The organism is Flavobacterium sp. UBA6135 (assembly GCF_002428305.1).
Classification (GTDB): Bacteria; Bacteroidota; Bacteroidia; order Flavobacteriales; family Flavobacteriaceae; genus Flavobacterium.
The window spans coordinates 229-19,435 of the sequence record NZ_DIVJ01000040.1; the positions used below are offsets into that span (position 1 = coordinate 229).

The following is a 19,207-nucleotide window of genomic DNA, read 5'->3' on the forward strand; positions in this document are numbered from 1 at the left end:
CATACTGACAACAGAGGAAGCGACAACTACAACATGAGTTTGTCGGAAAGAAGAGCTCAAGCAACTGCTCAATACATCATCTCTAAAGGTATTGCTAAAGACAGAATCTCCGCAAAAGGTTTAGGCGAATCTGAACCAAAGGTAGATTGTGGTGAGAATTGTACTGAAGAACAACACGCTGAAAACAGAAGAAGTGAATTCTTGATTGTAAAGAAATAAGTTTACACCAATTTAAATAATATTTTAAAACCCGGACTTTCGAAGGAGAGTTCGGGTTTTTTCTATGTAAAAAGGGTTGGTTTATAATATATTTTTCATGAAAAAAAAAGTATATAAAGCATTACAGAAGTATAATTTATTCCGCATAAACGCTTGTTCTTCTGTTTAGTAGTTTGAAATCTTTGAGGTTATATTGTAATTAAAATTAATTTGTAGAACAAAAGAGGAAATATAAGAGTATGAAATTTCATTATAATCAAAATCCTTAAACATATAATATAAATCAGATTAAAATTATTTTATAAGCATAAAAAAAGAGGCAATTAGCCTCTTCTTTGTAAATTTAAACTTAGGTTATTCGTCTTTCTTTAATTTGAGGAAAACCAATTCATTGGTGTCTTTATCAGTATAACTAATTTGAATTTCTGTATAAGTTAAAGTAACTATTGTTAAGTCAATAGTAGCATTTTGATTTTCTTCATTAAAATAACTTAAAATTATCAAATTGCTATTAACTTCATAAGTGCCTATTTGTTGTAAATTTTGACAAACTGCGTCGACCAATTGATATTCGTTCTTTTCATAAGAACCATTACTATTGAACAAATAATTGTTTTTTTCACAACCCTCACCATTAATATAGTTTTGATATACCAAAACATTCTGAGCGTTAATAGAACCTATTTGATTTAATACCCATTTACCCGATATATAATCTGGAGTAGTATAGGTAATTCCATCATCTGATTCACAGGAAAGTAGAGTAGAGATGGTAAAAAGTATTAAAAATATTTTTTTCATATAAATTAGATTATTGCCCTAAAAATTCTACGTTATCTACTTGATATGTTGTTGTTATCCCTGTACTTGAACCCTGATAGCGGAAAGAAATATAAACATTGTTACTGTTAATAGCGGATAAATTAATCAGCATAGGATAGAAATTTGTTGCATATGAATTATCTGTAATTGAGGCGATTGTAGTTGGTAATTCTGTCCAAGTAGCAGCATTTATTGCACCGGCAGTGCCTCCTCCATTATAATCTGTAGAATACCAAACGGTTAAACCAACTCCGTTATAAAAACCAACTTTAACACCAAACCTAAGGAAAGAACTAGTAAATTGACTCAAGTCAATTGCGGGTGTTATTAATCTACTGTCAACATTATTTTCGTTAATACCAAATGCCGACATTTGGGCATATTTATTATTACTGAACAGTCTAGCTTCCCATCTTTCTGTTCCATTCATTGAAACATTTGACCATCCAGGTAAAGTAACCCAAATATTATTACCCGTGCTTGGCAAACTTTCAAAATTTTCAGAAAAAAATGGTGGTGCTAATCTTGGCTGATTTAATTTTATATCACTCTCATAACGAGAAACGAATTGATAATCATTGTTGAATCTTGTTAAGATACCTCTAATTTTTCCACTTCCTGTCTGAACAGGTTTGCCTGCATAAGCTGCGAAGCTACTAGTTCTAAAAATCACGGTTTGTCCTGATTGGTCAACCAACAAATGGTTTGTAGCTCCACCCACAGTGTTTGATGCACCTTCAACGTAATATGTCTTATTTAGGGCAGCTTCCACAAATTGAACATTCTCCAGTTCAATTAACTTATTAATATTACTATCATTTAATAGATTAGAAATTGACAATGTTTGAACTAATTCGTCTTCATTAACCACCGTACAAGATTTAAAGAGTGAATTTTGAATTTGTGTTCTAGTTAATCGACCCACAGAAGGTTGACCAGAAGAATTAACAAATACGCCACCTATTCTCATTCCTCCAAAAGACATATCAGTGTAAAGATTTTTCATTTTTATAAAAACTTTTCTTCCTGGTTCAAAAGAAGCAAAAGCACTCTCTATGTCTACAGGAACACTGAAAGCTTTACTTCCATCAAGAGTTTGCATTGATATCGATTTAAAGAAATTACCTTGTCTATCACTTGAAACTACATAAGCTTCAATAATATCATCTTCATTATATTGTAAAATTGTTGTAGTCGCAGGTATCTCTGAAACTTCTTTGGTTTTTGCTAAAGAAGGATCAACACATCCAAAAGCAGGGGTTTGATAGTCATCATCATTCACACAGCTTGAAAATATTCCTGCTGAAATTGCTAGTAATAGCATTGATTTATAAATTGTTGTCTTCATAGTATATGTTTTTTTTTAAAATTAGAAATTGAAATAGAAGTTTAAAAAATAGGTTCTTCCAAAACCATAAAAATAACGAGGTGCAAATGCTGGTGTTCCGCTTGAAACATCTTGATTTAGTTCTCTATAGTTAGCGTTTCTTGATTGTTCAAAACCGCCAGTTTTGTAAGTAACATCAAAAATGTTGTTTATTGAAGCGAAGAAACCAACTGTGTTTCTACTTTTATTGCTCACTCTCCATGATTTTCCACCCACTAGGTTAACTAATGTAAAGCTATCGAATTTTTCTTGTTTTAGCAATTCTCTCGCTCTTTCTTCTGTTGCTTCAGGAAAATTAGAACCATTAACACTTGCAGGATCTCTAAAGAAACTATTTGTTCTTAAAAGAGGAGAGATATCAAGATAAGTATCTGCTAAGTAGTTAACATTTGCTCCTATCCACCAAAATTTAGGATCTCTGTATTCTAATCCAAACGAATAGGCCTGTTGAGGCATTCCAGGCTGTCTGTAATCCTTCATTTTAGCGGTGCCAACATTAACAAGTGTTGGTCTATTAACCGCTGCATTATTGTCGTTGTTTAATGTTACATCTGGATTATTTGAATATGTGTATTGACCATAAGCAGCAGCTGCAGTAGCTTTGATTGTAGAGGTAATTTGATACTCTATACCTAATTCTGCTCCAATATTTAATTTATCTAAACCAGTAACAATTTCAGCCACAAACGCATCTCCTCCATCGCTATCTAAATCTTCAAAAGCTCCTTCTGCAAAAAAGAAAGATGTTTCTGTTGCATTTTGAATTTTTGAATAATAACCTGTTAATCGAGCTTTTAATCTTGGGGCTCTAATTATGTAACTTGCATCTGCTGAAGACACTGTTTCACTGTCAAGTCCATCAATAGTTATGTTATTCAAACGAGCATTAGGAAACGCATTTCTGAGTGAGGGAGCTTTAGTCATGTAAAGAGCATTAAAATTCAATAAATGTCTCCCTGTAATTTTATAGGTTAAACCTCCTTTAAATCCAAAATTATCAAAAATTAATTTTTCTCCCTTTCCAAATGAGTTAGTAGGATAAATCCCGTTTCTAAATAAACCTTCTCTTTGATAACTGGCTCTGGAATAAGATTGAGCTATATAAAAATCAATTTTACTATAGGTAAATTTAAATTGAGTGAATGCATCAATATTATTTGCAAACAAATTGTAGTTATATCCAAATCGATCACCAACCCTTACAATTCTGTCAGGATTGTTTAAATCTGTTTGTTGAGCAGATCCTGATTGAAAGTTATCTATATCACTATAAAATGAACCACCCAATAAATCCGTTAAATTTTGAAAGTTTTCAGATTTTAATCTTCTGAATGTTAACCCAGAATTCATGACAATATTATCTGCTAATTGAGTGTTTAATAACGAGTTTGCCGTGAACAATTTATCGTCAATTCTATCTTCATACAGTACATATTTACTTTGAATTGGATTTCTTATTTCATTTCCGTTTGCATCAATTCCAACTAATTCTGTATTAGATCTATACATTTCATCCCAATCAATTTGTTGTGTCGTCAAAAAAGGAGCATTTGACGCACCAATTAAATCCGGAGTAGGAAGTCCTCCAAGACCTCCTGGTAAAAAAGCCGAATTAGGCACATTACCAATGTTTGAATCATAAAGAGAGGTAAAGTAACTTGGTAAATTTCTGTAATACGTTGGATCAGGATTTCTGGCATTTTGAAAATCAATTCTTGAATTTGAAATTTTACCAAACTGATACGAAACATTTGTGTTTAAGTTTGTTTTAGGGCTCATTTTCCAATAATGGCTTAACATTAAGATTGGCTCTTCAACATCTCTGTCTCTTGAATTTCTTTTTTTACCATCTTGCCATCCCCAAAAAGAGTTGTATTTTATTCCTGCAATATTTGTAATCTCATCAGTATTGGAAGAATTTCTACCTCTGCTATTTTGAGCATAAATAGAGGTTAGATTTAGACTATGGTTACTGTTAATTCTTTTTTCAATACTTGCAAACATTGAATTTGCAGCATAATCTGTCCCTTCAAAATAACCTTCCTCTGCCCACCTTCTTCCTGCTGATATTACATATGCCCAACCATTTTTATCCATTCCAGAAACATGAGTACCCATCATCCTCCAACTGTAATTGGTATTAGTCCCTGAAAATGAAACTCTAGAGCCTTTTCTATAAATCGATGCTCTTGTATTAATTTCTTGTGTTCCTAATGCACCCCCAAAAGAATAATCAGAAGGAGCAGATCCCATAGTAAACTCTTGATTTCTAGTTGCATCGTTCAAGCCTCCCCAGTTGCCCCATTGTGGTCTACCGTCAAGAATTTTGTTCATCACTATTCCATTAATCATAGTGATACCATATTCATTATCTAAACCTCTAACCCTAAACCGCGCTTGTCCCCAGTTAAAAGCTGCTGATTGTTGAAAAGGATCTCTTGAGGCTTGGAGTAAACCTGCGGTATTGTCTGATCCAGTTCCATCATCGCCCAAGTCATTCTCTGTAATTGTAATCAAACTCAATTGTTGTTCAATTGTAACATCTTCTTCGAGAACAATTATGCCTAAATCTAATACTTGATTGGATGTTAACTCAATAGGCAATAACTGTTGATTATAGCTGTCACTTTTAAATTGAATTAATTGACTACCTTCAGGAACACCTTCTAAGATAAAAGTACCTTCAGCATTAGTTAATTTCATTAACGTAGTGTTTTGAATAGTGACAATCACACTTTGTAATGGCTTTTGTGTTTTAGAATCAATCACAACACCCCTGACGCTTCCCGGGTTTTGTGACATTACTATTGACACTTGCATCACAAGTAAAATACTAAAAATAAGTTTTTTCATAAATAAATATAAAGTTAATTTTACTCTTGTTAAGTTAATTATTTCTTAACAGCCTGCAAATGTACATTATTTAATAATATTATTTACTTTTGGTGCGGAGTTTGTATTGAACTTTACCTAAATTTAAAATACATTTTATGAAAATTAAATATTCATTATTGCTTTTTGTTGCTTTTTATTCAAATTTCGTTGTTTTTGGACAAGATAAAAAATTCAAAATGCACACCATTGCATTTTACAATGTTGAAAATCTTTTTGACATAAAAGATGATGAAGGTGTTAATGATTCAGAATACACACCTGCTCAAGGTTGGACAGCTGAAAAATACCAACAAAAATTAATTAATTTAGAACGCGTAATATCTGACATTGGAACAAACGAACAACACTCCAATTCTCCTGTAGTTCTTGGTGTTTGTGAAGTTGAAAATAGAGGTGTCCTTGAAGACCTTGTTAAAAGACCAAAATTAGCTGCTAAAGATTATGGTATTATTCATTATGATTCTCCCGATGGTCGTGGAATTGATGTTGGTTTTTTATATCAAAAGAAGCATTTCACTCCAACATCCTCTTTAAACGTCCCACTTATTATTTATAACATTGATGGCAGTGGTAGAAGAGTTTATACTCGTGACCAATTACTTGTTACAGGATATTTAGATGGAGAAGAGATGCATTTCATTGTAAATCACTGGCCTTCTCGTTCGGGTGGTGAAAAAAGAAGCAGTCCTTATCGTGAAGCAGCAGGAGCTTTAAATAGAAAAATCATCGATTCATTGCAAAAAATAAATCCTGATGCTAAAATTATTACGATGGGTGATTTGAATGATGGTCCTTATAATAAGAGTGTGAAAAAAGAAATTGGTGCTGTTGCCAAAAAAGAACAATTAAAACCGGGCGGAGTATATAACCCGATGGAAGAAATGTCTAAAAAAGGGATTGGGTCACTAGCCTACAGAGATTCTTGGGACTTGTTTGATCAAATGTTGCTTACCGAACCTTTTTTACGTGACGATTATTCTTCATTTCGTTTTTGGAAAGCAGGCGTTTTTAACAAACCTTATTTAATTCAAACCACCGGACAATACAAAGGTTATCCACTCAGAAATTCGCCAAGTGAACCTGGATTTAGTGATCACTTTGCCGTTTATCTTTATCTTATAAAAGAAGTAAAATAATTCAAAAGCCGATTCAGTTCGGCTTTTTTTATTTCGTAAATTTACAGTTCAAAATTAAAAATATGCCAATTCAAAAACCCTTCAATCTCAACCAATGGATTGATGAAAACCGTCAGCTGCTCAAACCTCCTGTTGGAAACAAAAATATATATGTGGATTCCGGCGATTATATCGTTATGATTGTTGCCGGCCCAAACGCCCGAAAAGACTATCATTACAACGAAACCGAAGAATTGTTTTACCAACTCGAAGGAAACATCACCGTTTATGTTCAAGATAACGGAGAGAAAATAGCAATGCAACTAGGTCCGGGCGACATGTTTTTATTACCCGCCAAAACCCCTCATTCACCCGTGCGAGAAGAAAACTCCATCGGATTAGTGGTCGAAAGAAAACGTGCCGGACAGGACATTCCGGACGGATTACTCTGGTTTTGCGACCATTGCAATCATAAATTATACGAAGTTTATTTTGAATTAAAAGACATCGAAAAAGATTTCTTAGGTCATTTTCAACATTTCTACAATTCTAAAGAACTTAGAACCTGTAAAAATTGCGGTACCGTTATGGAAACCGATCCGAGATTCGTCGCCAAGTAAACCTGAAACCTGAAACCTGAAACTTGAAACTAAAATTTCGGCAGACATTTCCCGCTGTCCGTTACAAGTTTTTAAAGAAAAATTAAGTTTTACAAGCCACCCAAAGAGCTTCCTTTGGTCGCTTTTGTTTGGCAGTAAAACTAAAAATTTTTCTCAAAAAAGCTTTCCACTACCATCGGGGCTACAATTCACTGCTTCACAACAAAATCAGTTTTCCAAAAGAAAAAAAATCGGTATCTTCGCAAAAAATATCACAATACATACTAAAAAAGTTATAATGTCAACAATCGCACAACAATTCGGCATGACCGAAGCCCTTGAAATATTAGGTATACAACCCATCAACGAAGGAACTTCCACCGGAAGCACTAATTTTTCAAACGGAGAACTCATTGAAAGTTATTCACCCGTAGACGGTCAATTAATAGGAAAAGTAAAAACAACCACGGCAGCTGATTACGAAAAAGTAATGCAAGCCGCAACCACTGCTTTCAAAACATTCCGAGCTATGCCAGCTCCGCAAAGAGGAGAAATTGTGCGTCAATTCGGGAATAAATTAAGAGAATTAAAAGAACCGCTTGGAAAATTGGTTTCCTACGAAATGGGAAAATCACTCCAAGAAGGCTACGGAGAAGTTCAGGAAATGATTGATATCTGCGATTTTGCTGTTGGTTTATCACGTCAATTAAATGGGCAAACTATTCCATCCGAGCGACCAGGACACGTGATGCGTGAACAATGGCACTCGATTGGCGTTGTTGGAATCATTTCTGCGTTTAACTTTCCGGTTGCCGTTTGGGCATGGAATACTGCTTTGGCATGGATTTGTGGCGATGTTTGTGTTTGGAAAGCTTCAGAAAAAGCACCGTTATGCTCCATCGCTTGTCAAAATATAATTGCAGGAGTTTTAAAAGATAATAATTTGCCGGAAGGTATTTCATGCATCATTAACGGCGATTACAAAGTTGGCGAAATGATGACAACTGATGTTAGAATTCCTTTAATCTCAGCAACAGGTTCAACCCGAATGGGAAGAATCGTTGGTACAACCGTTGCACAACGTTTTGGAAAATCATTATTAGAATTAGGCGGAAACAATGCTATTATTATTACACCAACCGCAGATTTAAAAGTAGTGGTTCCTGGTGCTGTATTCGGTGCTGTAGGAACTGCAGGACAGCGTTGTACTTCAACCAGACGTTTAATTATTCACGAATCGGTTTATGATAAAGTGAGAGATGCCATTGTTGGAGCATACAAACAATTAACCATCGGAAATCCATTAGATCAAAAAAATCATATCGGGCCATTAATCGACAAAGATGCCGTAAACACTTATCTAGCGGCTATTGAAAAAGCAAAAGCTGAAGGTGGAAAAGTATTAGTTGACGGCGGCGTTTTATCCGGCGAAGGATATGAATCCGGATGTTATGTAAAACCAGCCATTATTGAAGCCGAAAACCATTTTGAAATTGTGCAACACGAAACTTTTGCTACGGTTTTATATTTAATGAAATATACCGGTGAAGTGGAAAATGCCATTGAAATTCAAAACGGTGTAGCACAAGGGCTATCTTCTGCCATCATGACCAACGATTTAAAAGAAGCAGAAAGATTCTTATCCTTTGCCGGATCAGATTGCGGAATTGCCAACGTAAATATCGGAACTTCCGGTGCAGAAATTGGCGGTGCTTTTGGAGGAGAAAAAGAAACCGGTGGTGGTCGAGAATCAGGTTCTGATGCTTGGAAAGTATATATGAGAAGACAAACCAACACAATAAATTATTCCGATCAGTTGCCTTTGGCTCAGGGAATTAAGTTTGACTTGTAGTTTAAGAGAATAGAATAAAGAAAATAGAGAAAAGATAAACCTTGTGAATTTTATTATTTGCAGGGTTTTTTTACGCAACACTTTTACCTTTTTTGCATCTAATAAAAAACCAAAAAAATAAACATATGAAAAAGATTTTTTTACTATTGGCTTGCACGCCATTTTTACTTGCAACCACTTGCGATGACGATGATCAAATCTTCTGTACGCAAGAAGCAAAAGCAGGTTTAAACATTACGGTTAAAGATGCTTTTACGAATGAAGTTTTGTCAACAGGAGTAGAAGTTATTGCTCAAGATGGAACCTATGCAGAAACACTTGAGCAATTTCCAAATAATGATATTGCTGTTTTTATTGGAGCTTGGGAAAGAGTGGGAACCTATACGGTAACCGTTTCCAAAGAAGGGTATCAAACGTATACCTCAGAACTCATTGTGGTTACGGCAGATGTTTGCCATGTTATTCCTCAATTGATAACGGTGAATTTACAACCTAATTAATTTTTTTTTGATTTAATTTAAAAAACCCTGCTAGATATGAAGTTTAGCAGGGTTTTAAATTTTGCATATTTTTCTAATTGACACATTTGCCAATTAATGAATTGCTACATTACTTCGTCTTCTTCACATACTGCGTTAAAATCACGATATGTTGCCCTTCAACACGACCTTCAATTTGTTCGGCATTGTCCCAAACCAATTTAATATTATGAACGGCAGCACCTCTTTTTGCAGTAAAATTGGCTCCTTTTACATCCAAATCTTTTATTAAAACGACAGAATCTCCATCTTTCAGTATATTTCCATTAGAATCTTTATGGATAATTTTTTCTTCATCATCATCACCTTCTCCAGTTGCTTTTGCCCATTCCAAAGCTTCTTCATCCAAATACATCATATCGAGTAAGTCGTGGTTCTTTAGTCGAGCTAACATTCGCCAAGAAACAATTTGAACAGGAAGGTGCTCGTTCCACATACTTTCGTTTAAACCTCTCCAATCTTCCGGGTTAGTAGTTTCAGGATTTTCGATTTGATTTTTTAAATGCTGTGAAATTAAAACACAGTTAGTTGAATTTTCATCGGTTTTAGGCGGAACGGTATATAGGACTAAATTTTCCTCTAATCCACTGAATTCACATTTTGAATTACTGCGTTCTCTTACTATTTTTTCGGTTGTACTCAATTAATTATAAATTAAAACTAGCTCCAATATTAAATTGAAATTGGTTATTTAATTTCTCAAAACCAACAGGATCATTTTTATACGATGCAATTGGGAAACCTATTTCTGAAAACAAACCAAAACCGTCAGAAAAAAAGTAACGAGCACCTAAATGACCGCCAAAATTACGCAGTCCTAAATTTAAGCCAGGATAAACATCAACATTAGCCGGTAATCCTATTACGTTTCCAATGTTGGCATTAAAGCGAGCTTTAAGATCATATTTATCTACAAATTTAGCACTGGAGCCTTCAGGTTCCTTAACACCCAAAAGATATCCCGTTTGTAAACCAATTGACATGTTTTCGCCAATTCCGTAGTCATAAAACAAAGCAATCCCGGTTCCGTTTTCCTGAATATTGGCTCCCACCTGAAATTTTTGGTCTCCTTTTCCGCTATAAGCTTGTGCATTAATTAGTAAACCACTCAATAATAATCCTAAAGTAAATAGTTTTTTCATATGTATGTAATTAATTTTTTTAGTTGATTAGAAATTTTTTCTGTAAATGGTATTTATTTATTCAAACTTATTGTAACCGGCGATTTCAGTTTTATGAATTTCTACAAATGTAAACAATTCTGTTTTAACAATAAACGCCTAATTTCTTCCTTTTTCATTGGGATACAGTTGTGGTAAAGGTTCGCTCTGCCAAAATTCTTTAGAATCGACATCAATAATGGTCAACGGACCAAAAAAAGCAGCTCCCGTATCAATATTCCAAACACAGGCTTTGTTGATTGGAACTGTTTGGTCTATCCGTGTGGTTGGGGTGTGACCAATGTAAATTTCATGATAAAGCTTGAATCGTTTTGGATAAAAGATACTTTCTGTAGATAAATCAGGATTCAATGATAGAGCGGTTTCCCACAAGGTTCTATCCCAATAAAACAATCTTGGGTAGTATTCATAAGCGATTCCATTTACATTGGTAAAACCGGCATGAATATACAAGCGGTTTTGTTCGTCTAAATAATAATCTTTTAAATGATTTTCTAAAAATTCAATATGTTCGTGTCGAGTAGCATCCGAAACTTTTTCATACGCATCAATGGTCGATTGACCGCCGTGTTTGAACCATTCTTGGTTGTAATCGTTTGTTTTTAAATAATTGAGAAGTAATTCATCATGATTCCCTCTGATGAAAACACAATTTTGTTTCTTTTCCAAAGCAATTAAATAATCCAAAACTTGCGGCGATTCACTCCAACCATCCACATAATCACCTAAGAAAATTAAAGTGTCTTTTTTTGTGGCTTGGCTTCTTTCGAGCACTTGATGTAAAGCTCGAAGACCTCCGTGAATGTCTCCGATTACGAATGTTTTAGTCATTGTTTTTATCATATTTCACCTTCCTTAAAATCCGCATGGTTTCTTTAAAATTTACATAAACCATTGGATTTTCTATTGTTTTTAATAGCGGTTTGGCATCAATTAATTTTTGTTTGGCTTCTTCAAATCCGTTTAAATAACAAATCATCAAAGTAGAGGGCAAATTTAGTAAATCTCGCTTTTCATTTTCGGATAAAGCGATTCCTTTTTGTAATTTTTGCAACAAAGACAAGTTGGAATTATAAATATGAAACATCATTTTTCGATTGTATTGCGGCGGTTCAAACAAAAACTCGTTTTCAATTTTATAATAACCGTTATCAAAAAAGGTCAACGTTTGCTTCTCCAACGGATAGTAACTCGTTTTGTCATTTAATCCTAGCGGAACATATTCAGTAATTGAAAAAGTGGTGTCATCATATTCAATCGAAACCTCATCAAAAGCAGAATAAAACAGCTTGACTTGTTCGTTAATTAATTCAATATCCACTCGCGAATAAAAGGTTTTGTTACGAACTTTTTTCTTATTTCCGGCCCAACAAACTACAAAAAGTTCTTTAAAAACATGGTATTTTGTTGCCATGTCTTTGTGACGATTGTTCATAAAATCCAACACCCCTTCTAATGTATAAGAAATACTGTTTCTCGAATTATTTTCAATACCAATAACTGTTTCGGTATTCATTTTAGAAAATGGAATTTTCTCTTCGGTTGGAATCGAATTACTTCCTCTTCGCACAAAAACCGTTCGAGCCGGAATGGTGTAAATTCCTTTTTTAAAGGAAGAAACTTTGCTATTTGGTTTTATTGTGACCAAACCCACCACTTTATCTTTTGGTAAGTTGGGAAACGGCACATTTTCATATTGAATTTTCGGCGGATTTTCTAAAAAAGCATTCACTAAATTCTGAATCCGGCTGTCATCAAAAAAATCATTACCGGTAATTTCATTATCTTGATCTTCAACCCCAACCACGATATAGGAGTTATTAGTAGGATTGGAATTGGATAATGCACAAATGTGTTTCAAAAACTTCGCTTTTCCTTCCTTGGTATGCAAATTCAACTGACGCTTTTTGTCATAAAAACTACTCTCATCATTGTGAGCTAGGAGGTTTTTGATAAGAAGGCGTTTGTTGATCATTTTTTTTAAGTGATTAGTAATTAGTAAATAGTGATTAGTAAGAGCGAGCTAATTACTAATCACTATTTACAATCACTTATTTAAGGCACTTTATTGCCCATGCTTTCCGTCCAAATTTCAAACCAATCTTCTTTGTCTAAAACCAGCTCGGCTGCTTTTTGTAATTGTTGAATTCGGGCTACATTAACTGTTCCGGCAACGGGTGTCACTTTGGAAGGATGTTGCATGATCCAAGCCAACAAAATAATATCAGACCCTAAATGATATTTTTCTACCAGTTTGGCCAAAAGCATTTTTAACCTCCTGGTCTGTTCAGTGTCTTCTCTAAAAACAGTCCCTAATGGGTTCCAAGCCATCGGACGAATGTTGTGTATTTGCATGTGGTCTAAACTTCCGTCGAGCATCGGTTCAAAACAGGAAACCGAAAATTGAATTTGGTTATATGAAACTTTTGTCTTTTGCTGAATCAAATCAGTTTGTGAAGGGGTGAAATTCGACAATCCAAAATCCAAAATCTTACCGTCTTTTTTCAATTTTTCAATCGCTTCCGCAATTTCATCGGCTTGCATTAACGGACTTGGGCGATGTAAAAGATACACATCCAAATAATCGGTTTGCAAATTTTTCAATGAATTTTCGGCTGACCAGATGATGTATTCTTTAGAATAATCATAGTGTTTTATTCTATTTTGCCTATTTTCTGAAACATATTGAATACCACATTTTGAAATCAATTGAATTTTTGAACGAGTTATTTTACTTTCTTTAAAACCTTTTCCAAAATCGGATTCTGTAGTATAGCCTCCATAAATGTCGGCGAGATCAAAAGAAGTGATTTTATTTTCATGGCAAACGTGAATCAAATTTGCCATTTCCTGAGTAGTCAATTTTTTATCCCAGATACCCCAGTTCATGGTTCCTGCGATGATTTTAGAGATCGTAGTCATTTTTTTTAAGTTTTTTTTAAGTTTTTTTTATGATTAAAAAGGCAAGACAACTTGTTTTATGCCGTTATGAATATACTAATAAATAATTAAATTATACCCATGAAAAATCTTAAAAAAAACCTACTTCAAATTGCTGCAATCTTTCTTTTGAGTTTTGTTGCAATAAGTTGTTCAGATTCTGATGATAACGTAAACGGTACTTCCCGCGTTATTGTCAAAATGACAGATGCTCCCGGTGATTATGATGCCGTTTTTGTAGACGTACTTGATGTAAGAGTTAAAAATTCTTCCAATTCTGACGAGTCCGGATGGGAAAGTATTGGTAATATCAATCCCGGAATTTATAACTTATTAGAATTAACAGGCGGTGTTACTGTTTTGTTAGCAGATAATGAAATTCCTTCCGGTTTTGTTGGTCAAATCCGACTTATTTTGGGGGAAAACAACACCGTTGTAAAAGATGGAATAACGTATCCTCTTAATACGCCAAGTGCTCAACAATCTGGTTTGAAATTGCAAATCAATCAAACACTTCAACCCAATGTAACGTACAACTTTTTGATCGATTTTGATGTTAACCAATCCATAGTTGTAGAAGCAGGTAATTCAGGTAATTTTAATTTACATCCGGTTCTTCGGGTAACAACAGAAGCTGCTTCGGGTTCTATAACCGGTGTTGCCATTGCAGGAGAGTTTCAGGTTTTGGCCTCAGTTACTGTTGGAGGAGAAGTTGTTTCAGCCTTCACCAATGAAAATGGAGTATTTTTTCTACACGGAATTCCTGGTGGAACTTATGCTCTTACAATTACTCCGGAAATAGATTCAAATCTTCCTCCGGTAATTATAGAAAATGTGATTGTTACTAATGGAGAAACAACAGATGTTGGGGTTATTTCTTTAGAATAAGTTAAAGTATCTTACAATTGTATTAAAAGACAGCCAAAACATAGGCTGTCTTTTTATTTTTAACCAATTCTTAACACCATTACAGTAAAAAAAAATTCAATTTGCACTGTTAAAATTAAATACTAAATTCGATAGCTAAAAAATAATGAACATGGAAGAAAATACCGCGACTTTAGATATTCGTGCCATTAATGAAAAAATTGAAAGAGAAAGTGCGTTTATCGATTTGCTGACTTATGAAATGAACAAAGTTATTGTGGGTCAAAAACACATGGTTGAACGTTTGTTGATTGGTCTTTTAGGACAAGGGCACATTTTGTTGGAAGGGGTTCCCGGTTTAGCAAAAACACTTGCCATTAATACCTTATCTCAAGCCGTTCAAGGTTCATTTAGCAGAATTCAGTTTACCCCTGATTTATTACCTGCCGATGTGGTAGGAACCATGATTTACAACATCAAGCAAAATGAATTTTCCATTAAAAAAGGGCCCATTTTTGCCAATTTCGTTTTAGCCGATGAGATTAACCGTGCTCCAGCAAAAGTGCAATCGGCTTTGTTAGAAGCCATGCAGGAAAAGCAAGTTACCATTGGTGATACAACATTCAAATTAGACAAACCCTTTTTGGTTTTAGCCACTCAAAATCCAATTGAACAAGAAGGAACGTATCCGTTACCGGAAGCTCAAGTGGATCGTTTTATGCTGAAAACGGTTATTGAATACCCAAAAATGGAAGACGAGCGAATGGTAATTCGTCAAAATCTAAAAGGAAGTTATGAAAAGGTAAATGCAGTAATTTCCATCGATCAAATTTTACGTGCCCAAGAAGCGGTTCGTGAGGTTTATATGGATGAAAAAATTGAAAAGTATATTTTAGATATCATCTTTGCAACACGTTTTCCTGAAAAATATAAACTAGAAAGTTTAAAACCATTAATCAGTTTTGGATCGTCTCCTCGTGGAAGTATTAATTTGGCAACTGCCGCAAAATGTTACGCCTTTATCAAACGTCGTGGTTATGTAATCCCGGAAGACGTTCGTGCTGTAGTTCATGATGTGTTACGTCACAGAATTGGAATTACCTATGAAGCCGAAGCCGAAAACATCACTTCAGTTGAAATCATCAACAAAATTGTAAACGAGATTGAGGTACCTTAATTTTTAGTTGACAGTTATCAGTTATCAGTTTGCAGTATTCGGCTAAACTGATAACCAACAACCGACAACCGACAACTGAAGAAAAATGGAAACAAAAGACTTACTCAAAAAAGTACGAAAAATAGAAATCAAAACCCGAAGATTGAGTGATCACATCTTTTCGGGCGAGTACCACACATCGTTTAAAGGTCGTGGAATGACTTTCTCTGAAGTGCGTCAATACCAGTTTGGTGATGACGTTCGTGCGATAGATTGGAATGTCACCGCTCGTTATAACGAACCGTATATTAAAGTTTTTGAAGAAGAACGCGAACTCACCATGATGTTGATGGTGGATATTTCAGGCTCTGAAAGTTTTGGCACAAAAAATCAGTTGAAAAGTGAAATTGTAACAGAGATTGCAGCTACCATGGCATTTTCGGCAACACAAAACAACGATAAAATTGGTTTGATTTTGTTTTCGGATGAAATTGAATTATACATTCCACCAAAAAAAGGAAAATCACACGTGTTGCGAATCATTCGTGAATTGATTGAGTTTAAACCAAAAAGCAATAAGACAAATATTTCACAAGCTTTAAAATTTTTATCGAGTGTGATGAAAAAGAAAGCCATTGTGTTTTTTATATCCGATTTCATAACCGATGATAATTATGAACACACCTTAAAAATTGCCGGAAAAAAGCATGATATTACAGGAATTCGGGTATATGATATTCGTGAAGAAAAAATGCCAAATGTGGGAATGGTGAACATGTTAGATGCTGAAACAGGCGAAACACTTTTGGTGAATACCAATTCAAAATCGGTTCGAATATCTTATGAAAAATACTATCGAGAAAAGGTAGATTTCTTTAAAGACACCTTTTCAAAATGTGGTTCAGGAACGGTAAATACACGAGTTGACGAAAGTTATGTAACCAAATTGTTAGGCTATTTTAAATCCAGATAATACTACTGATGCAACACAGGCTAACCTTTGTGAAACAAAAAATGAAAATTAAATTATATATAGTCTTTTTACTCTTTTCAACCTTTGTTTTTGCTCAACAAAAAAGAGTAACCACTTCGGTTGATAGTACCAAAGTTAAAATTGGTGCACAAATCAATCTTACTTTAAAAACAACGGTTGACACTTTGTCTAAAGTAATTTTTCCGGAAGGAAATTTGTTCGGAGCTTTAGAGGTTTTGGAAAGTTATCCAACTGATACTATTAGAGAAGATTTTAACTATCATTTAGTAAAAAAATATGGGTTAACACAATGGGATAGCGGTTCTTATATGTTGCCAAGACTGCAAATAACCATCAACGACAAAGCCCATTTTTCTGATAGTTTGTTGTTGGAATTTGCACCCGTTGCTGTAGACACCTTGAAACAGCACATGTATGACATCAAAGATATTGCTCAGGCTGAAGGATTTTTAGGCAATTGGTGGCTGTATGTTCTTGGTATTTTGTTAGTTGTTGGTTTGCTATATCTGGGTTATATCTACCTAAAGAAAAATCAAAAACCAAAAGAAGAAGCAATTGTTTATGCAACGCCCATTGAAAAAGCAACAGCTCATTTAAAAAAATTAGAACAGCAACATCTAATTGAAAGAGGCGAAGTGAAAGCTTATTATTCAGAGCTAACCGATATTGCCAGAACCTACATTGAAGAAACGATTGATATTCCGGCCATGGAAAGCACCACGGCAGAATTAATTGATTCATTTAAAAAAGCCATCATCAGAAAAAAACTTTCTTTGACCGAAGAGACTATTGCAAATTTGGAAAAAGTTTTGAAACAAGCCGATTTAGTAAAATTTGCCAAATCAAAACCGTTAGAATTTGAAATTGCTGAAGACCGAACCAAAATTGAAAAAACAATATTTAAAATTCATCAATCCATTCCTGATCTTGTTGAAGAAGAAGAAGATTTGGACGATTCAAAAAAAATACAAGAACGATTGGCCAAGAAAAAAAGAAAACAGCAAATTGTTTTAGCTTCATTTATTTCTGTGTTTTTATTGTTTGCTGTTTTTATCTTTTTTGTAGCTACCAAAGGAATTGATTTTGTAAAAGACAGCATTATTGGCAATCCTACTAAAGAGTTATTGAATGGCGAATGGGTAACGAGTGAATATGGTGATCCGCCGATTCGTATTGAAACACCAAAAGTTTTAACCCGAATGGACGATGCAGAATCCTATACCAAAGGACAATCTCCTTTTAAAGAAGCCATTCTTTTTGGGTATGGAAATTTTACCGACGATTTTTATATCAATGTCATGACCACAAAACTAAAAGACAGTCTTGAAATTGATTTGGAAAAAATTGTGGAAGGTAATTTGATGCTTTGGGAAAAAAGCGGAGCACAAAATATTTTGGTAAAAACCGAAACCCATTCTTCCGGAGAAGGAGTAAACGGTATTAGAGCCTTTGGTACATTGGTTTTTTTGGATAAATTAACGAAAAGAAGTACCAAACTGTATTATGAAATGCTATTGTTTAAACAAAATAAAGGATTGCAACAAATCATTGTTTCTAAATTGGAAGAAGACGAATTAGGAGGGGAAATTATCGATAGAATCATTCAATCTGTTGAATTGGGCAAACTAGAATAATTATGGAAAACATCACTTTTTTACATCCACAGTTTTTTTGGTTATTTACCTTGCTTCCCGTTGCAATTGGATGGTATTTTCTGAAAAGAAACAAACTGGAAGCCACTTTAAAAATAAGTTCTGTAAAAGGTTTTAAGGCTCAGCCTTCCTTTTTGGCAAAATTCAAACCTATGTTGTTTGTGTTTCGATTGTTGGCGTTGAGTTTTATCATTGTTGCCATGGCAAGACCAAGAACGGTTGATGTGAGTAATAAAACCAAAACCACTCGTGGTATAGATATCGTAATGGCCATTGACGTTTCAGGGAGTATGTTGGCTAGAGATTTAAAACCAAACCGATTGGAGTCCTTAAAAAAAGTGGCCGCTGAGTTTGTGGAAGCCAGAACAAACGATCGTTTTGGAATTGTGGTTTATGCCGCAGAAAGTTATACCAAAACTCCCGTTACCAGTGATAAATCCATCATTTTAGACGCCATTAAAGGCATCAAATACGACAATGTAATTCAAGACGGAACAGGAATTGGCATGGGATTGGCAACAGCTGTAAATCGTTTGAAAGACAGTCAAGCCAAAAGTAGAGTAATCATTTTGTTAACAGACGGTGTAAATAATGCCGGATTCATTGAACCGGAAACAGCCGCCGATATTGCAAAAGAATATGGTATAAAGGTATATACTATTGGCATTGGTACAAACGGAAATGCAGAATCGCCTTATGCATATGCTCCAAATGGTGGTTTTTTATATCGTTTAATGCCCGTTGAAATTGATGAACAATTGATGAAAAGTATTGCTCAAAAAACAGATGGTGTTTATTTTAGAGCAACTAGTAATAGTAAGCTTCAAGAGATTTATGACGAGATTAATAAATTAGAAACAACAGAAATTGAAGAACAAAAATTCTATAATTACGACGAAAAATACAAACCCTTAATATGGATTTCGGGTTTACTTTTGTTACTTGAAATTTTGTTAAAACAAACCTTATTTAGAGGATTATTATAAAAG

General features: G+C 34.4%; 18 protein-coding genes. 10 read left to right on the forward strand and 8 right to left on the reverse strand.

What is annotated here, in order from left to right; all coding sequences use genetic code 11:
• The coding region (locus B3L86_RS10300; protein ID WP_291118558.1) for an OmpA family protein at positions 1-219 on the forward strand (219 nt) is incomplete at its 5' end.
• Positions 220-573: 354 nt separating this feature from the next.
• Here the strand turns inward: B3L86_RS10300 and B3L86_RS10305 are convergent.
• The 3 genes from B3L86_RS10305 to B3L86_RS10315 are packed head-to-tail and all read right to left on the reverse strand — an operon-like array spanning position 574 to position 5,281.
• Positions 574-1,020 carry a DUF5004 domain-containing protein gene (locus tag B3L86_RS10305; protein WP_291118561.1) on the reverse strand — a complete coding sequence of 149 codons (447 nt, stop codon included), beginning with the start codon at positions 1,018-1,020 and terminating at the stop codon, positions 574-576.
• Between the two features lie 10 nt (positions 1,021-1,030).
• The gene (locus B3L86_RS10310) at positions 1,031-2,389 is read right to left on the reverse strand and encodes a DUF5689 domain-containing protein (protein ID WP_291118564.1); all 1,359 of its coding nucleotides are present in this window, start codon (positions 2,387-2,389) and stop codon (positions 1,031-1,033) included.
• Positions 2,390-2,410: 21 nt separating this feature from the next.
• Positions 2,411-5,281: a carboxypeptidase-like regulatory domain-containing protein gene (locus B3L86_RS10315; RefSeq protein WP_291118567.1), complete on the reverse strand. Its 2,871-nt coding sequence runs from the start codon at positions 5,279-5,281 to the stop codon at positions 2,411-2,413.
• Positions 5,282-5,418: 137 nt separating this feature from the next.
• On the opposite strand from B3L86_RS10315, the gene B3L86_RS10320 reads away from it, so the two are divergent.
• The 4 genes from B3L86_RS10320 (at position 5,419) to B3L86_RS10335 (ending at position 9,389) form a co-directional block, all read left to right on the forward strand.
• Positions 5,419-6,459: an endonuclease/exonuclease/phosphatase family protein gene (locus B3L86_RS10320; RefSeq protein ID WP_291118570.1), complete on the forward strand. Its 1,041-nt coding sequence runs from the start codon at positions 5,419-5,421 to the stop codon at positions 6,457-6,459.
• A 62-nt stretch (positions 6,460-6,521) separates the two neighbouring features.
• Positions 6,522-7,058, forward strand: a complete 537-nt coding sequence (locus B3L86_RS10325; protein ID WP_291118573.1) for a 3-hydroxyanthranilate 3,4-dioxygenase — start codon at positions 6,522-6,524, stop codon at positions 7,056-7,058.
• Positions 7,059-7,335: 277 nt separating this feature from the next.
• Positions 7,336-8,889, forward strand: coding sequence for an aldehyde dehydrogenase family protein (locus B3L86_RS10330; protein WP_291118576.1), 1,554 nt, complete (start codon positions 7,336-7,338; stop codon positions 8,887-8,889).
• Between the two features lie 125 nt (positions 8,890-9,014).
• Positions 9,015-9,389, forward strand: coding sequence for a carboxypeptidase-like regulatory domain-containing protein (locus B3L86_RS10335; RefSeq protein ID WP_291118578.1), 375 nt, complete (start codon positions 9,015-9,017; stop codon positions 9,387-9,389).
• Between the two features lie 109 nt (positions 9,390-9,498).
• Here B3L86_RS10335 and B3L86_RS10340 read toward each other — a convergent pair whose 3' ends face one another.
• The 5 genes from B3L86_RS10340 to B3L86_RS10360 form a co-directional block, all read right to left on the reverse strand.
• Positions 9,499-10,071, reverse strand: coding sequence for a PhnA domain-containing protein (locus tag B3L86_RS10340; protein WP_291118581.1), 573 nt, complete (start codon positions 10,069-10,071; stop codon positions 9,499-9,501).
• A 4-nt stretch (positions 10,072-10,075) separates the two neighbouring features.
• Positions 10,076-10,570 carry a DUF6646 family protein gene (locus B3L86_RS10345; protein WP_291118584.1) on the reverse strand — a complete coding sequence of 165 codons (495 nt, stop codon included), beginning with the start codon at positions 10,568-10,570 and terminating at the stop codon, positions 10,076-10,078.
• Positions 10,571-10,708: 138 nt separating this feature from the next.
• Entirely contained in the window at positions 10,709-11,440 is a 732-nt protein-coding gene (locus B3L86_RS10350) for a metallophosphoesterase family protein (protein WP_291118587.1), read from the reverse strand.
• The gene (locus B3L86_RS10355; protein WP_291118589.1) at positions 11,433-12,584 is read right to left on the reverse strand and encodes an ATP-binding protein; all 1,152 of its coding nucleotides are present in this window, start codon (positions 12,582-12,584) and stop codon (positions 11,433-11,435) included. The genes B3L86_RS10350 and B3L86_RS10355 overlap by 8 nt, the downstream gene beginning before the upstream one ends.
• Positions 12,585-12,664: 80 nt before the next feature.
• Positions 12,665-13,531, reverse strand: a complete 867-nt coding sequence (locus B3L86_RS10360) for an aldo/keto reductase (protein WP_291118592.1) — start codon at positions 13,529-13,531, stop codon at positions 12,665-12,667.
• Between the two features lie 99 nt (positions 13,532-13,630).
• Here B3L86_RS10360 and B3L86_RS10365 point away from each other — a divergent pair, with 99 nt between their 5' ends.
• From B3L86_RS10365 to B3L86_RS10385, 5 genes are all read left to right on the forward strand, one after another.
• On the forward strand, positions 13,631-14,437 hold the full coding sequence (locus B3L86_RS10365; protein ID WP_291118595.1) for a DUF4382 domain-containing protein: 807 nt from the start codon (positions 13,631-13,633) through the stop codon (positions 14,435-14,437).
• A 151-nt stretch (positions 14,438-14,588) separates the two neighbouring features.
• Positions 14,589-15,593: an AAA family ATPase gene (locus B3L86_RS10370; protein WP_291118598.1), complete on the forward strand. Its 1,005-nt coding sequence runs from the start codon at positions 14,589-14,591 to the stop codon at positions 15,591-15,593.
• 85 nt (positions 15,594-15,678) lie between these two features.
• Complete coding sequence (locus B3L86_RS10375; RefSeq protein WP_291118601.1) at positions 15,679-16,545, forward strand: DUF58 domain-containing protein; 867 nt, start codon at positions 15,679-15,681, stop codon at positions 16,543-16,545.
• 41 nt (positions 16,546-16,586) lie between these two features.
• A complete protein-coding gene (locus B3L86_RS10380; protein WP_291118604.1) occupies positions 16,587-18,200 on the forward strand; it encodes a hypothetical protein in 1,614 nt (537 codons plus the stop codon).
• A 2-nt stretch (positions 18,201-18,202) separates the two neighbouring features.
• The gene (locus B3L86_RS10385) at positions 18,203-19,204 is read left to right on the forward strand and encodes a vWA domain-containing protein (protein WP_291118607.1); all 1,002 of its coding nucleotides are present in this window, start codon (positions 18,203-18,205) and stop codon (positions 19,202-19,204) included.
• Positions 19,205-19,207 lie beyond the last annotated feature (3 nt).